The following is a 2,596-nucleotide window of genomic DNA, read 5'->3' on the forward strand; positions in this document are numbered from 1 at the left end:
ACAGTAGTTACATAGTCTTTATTCACAAGTGACTGTCAGTGCAATTTTCTTCACGGAGTCTTGGGATTTTAAAATACTCGGTCTTGAGTTTTTAAACTAAGGCTACAATAAAACCTTGAAAAATAGTAAGAACCACAATCCCTCGCTTCGAGCGAAGTCGAGAAGTCTCTCGCCACCTTTATATAATTAATATGGTCTAGGATTCTAGAAAAAATCAAACAAAAGCACTAACACACATATAGCGATGTTTGACAAAGTCAAACGAGCCGAGCAAGTCTGAAAGCTCGAGACCATTTCTCTATTTTATCGGGAATGATTTTTAATCTAGGGTTGCGTTAAGAAAACTGATGGCAAGCCTGTCCGGCTCGTGGAGGACTGAGCGTTAGCGAGTTATCAGTTTTTAGCAACCCGCAGATTAAAGAATCTCTGGGGATATACATAATCTCATACGAAGGTGCCCCCCTACTAAAGTGGTTTGCCGTAGGCAAACTTCTGGTTTCGCACTCCGCTAAGGAGCAGTTGGGGGTGTAGGTCTCCACGAGCCGACGGGCTTGCTTGGTGTTTAAGGGGAGGCTGGTGAGGGGGATTTTGCCCAAGCGGCTTAGAGCGCTGCCGCCCCCTTGGGTTCCCCCTATGAACGAAGATTCAATAGTAAATAATAAAAAATATCATAAGACAAAATTAATATTAAAATTAAAGTTTAAAGAAAATATTCCTGGAATAATAGACTCACCTAGTGAAAAAAAGATTGTTTCGTCTCGGACGAAATAGAAAGAAGTGGTATAATCTTTAATTATTAAGAGAGGAATTTTATGGCTTATTTTTTTAGAACTACACCCGATGCGGGTTTTACTTTTAATATGCACCTGGTGCGTTTGGGTTTAACTTTATTTTTATTTATCGTTTACAAATTCAGAGCGAAATCTTGGCTCTTAAAGACCTTGCTTGTTGCTAGTATATCTTTGCAAGCAATCTTGTATGGCTGGTACACCTTGGATCGTGACATATTGCTCTTAGAGGGACTTCCTTTGTATCATTGCAGGATAGCAGGCATATGCCTTCCGCTGGCGTATTTTTTTGCCAAGAAAAAATCCATGACTTTTTTTGCGGACCTAGCCCTCGTAGGCACCTTGGTCGCCTTCGCCGTCCCAGATCCATCAGCCTATGCCTGGCCACATGTGACAAATGTCACCTACATCCTAAACCACTATGTCCTCATGGCATGCGGTCTGCTCGTGACAGTGAATTTCCCAAGACACTTATCACTCAAGGAAGTTTCCCTCACCTGCCTTGGCATCAACCTAATAATTTTCACAGCTGACCTCACCCTCCACGCCAACTACGGCTACCTCACAAAAGTGCCAATAGCCTTCTTCGACTTTGTCCCAACACCCCTAGTCTTCGCCGCCATGACCATCCTAATGTCAATCGCCCTCTACCTAGTAGAAATTTTGAAGAAAAAAATCGGGACAATTAGGCAATAATTTCTATATATATGTAGCCGGCTAAAATATATAGAAAGGAGAATGAGGCTACTTTCTATCTAAAATCGAAAACCGCAAAGGCTCATACCTTTGAAACTCAAAATCCTAGCTTGGTCTAGGGTTTTTTTAGTTGAAATTAAGGCAAAGCCCCCGGTACTCTTTTTTAGTCTTGCCCGCTTTGATATTTGCTAGCGATAAAGAAAAGCCAGCAAGAACTCGCCTCAAAAGTTGTTATGGACATAGTTGATTTAATATCACAAGTAGGATTCCCCATAGTAATGAATCTCATATTGATTATCCAAATCAATAGCAAACTAGATGAGATACTAAGGGAAATAAAAAAATAGGAGGAATATGACACAAGAAAAAATGATAGACTTCGCCCTCTCCAAAATTGGGAGGGCGGCATACTCAATGGCATATCCAGCAAGACTTGGCCCAAACTTTTATGACTGCTCATCCTTCGTCTACTACGCCCTCATAGCAGGCGGCTATCTCGCAAAAGGCACCGCCATAGGCAACACAGAAAGCCTATACAGGCTAAACGGCACAGTCCTAAAAGAAATTTATTCCTATAAGGAAGTCAGACGAGGAGACATCTTCATCAGAGGTATAGAAGGCAAGTCAGCAGGAGCCGCAGGCCACACAGGAATCTTCTTAGAAAAAGATAAAATAATCCATTGCTCCTACAGAGCAAACGGAGTCACCATCACCGACATGGAAAGGGGACTAGCCTACATCCTAGACCGCCAAAGATCAAACAGAGAAAGATACTTTAGACCCCAAGCCGCCAACAAAAACCTAAGCCAAATGATAATCGACAAGGTAGGAATGGTAGTAATAAGAGTAGCCACCAACGTCAGAACCGCCCCAAACCTATCCGCCCCCATAGTAGCCTGCTACTACCCAGGGCAAATAGTCTACTACGACAAATTAGTAGAAACCCCAACCCACCTCTGGGCATCCTATATAGGAAGCCAAAGCGGACAAAGGAGATACCTAGCAATTAGGGAAAAAGGAGTTTGATTAAACTCCTTTTTTAATGGTAGTAAAAACTTTGTAAGCAAAGTTTTTACGGTTTTCAAAATTTCTCAAGGTGCAAAGCACCGCAG

At 42.1% G+C, this 2,596-nt stretch carries 2 protein-coding genes; both read left to right on the forward strand.

Going from position 1 to position 2,596, the window contains the following annotated elements:
* The first annotated feature begins 1,094 nt into the window (after window positions 1-1,094).
* Window positions 1,095-1,484, forward strand: a complete 390-nt coding sequence (locus RQ893_RS09120) for a hypothetical protein (RefSeq protein ID WP_399523620.1) — start codon at window positions 1,095-1,097, stop codon at window positions 1,482-1,484.
* Window positions 1,485-1,838: 354 nt separating this feature from the next.
* Window positions 1,839-2,510 carry a peptidoglycan amidohydrolase family protein gene (locus tag RQ893_RS09070; RefSeq protein WP_311482681.1) on the forward strand — a complete coding sequence of 224 codons (672 nt, stop codon included), beginning with the start codon at window positions 1,839-1,841 and terminating at the stop codon, window positions 2,508-2,510.
* The last annotated feature ends 86 nt before the right edge of the window (window positions 2,511-2,596 follow it).

Source organism: uncultured Anaerococcus sp., from assembly GCF_963510915.1.
Lineage (GTDB): Bacteria > Bacillota > Clostridia > Tissierellales > Peptoniphilaceae > Anaerococcus.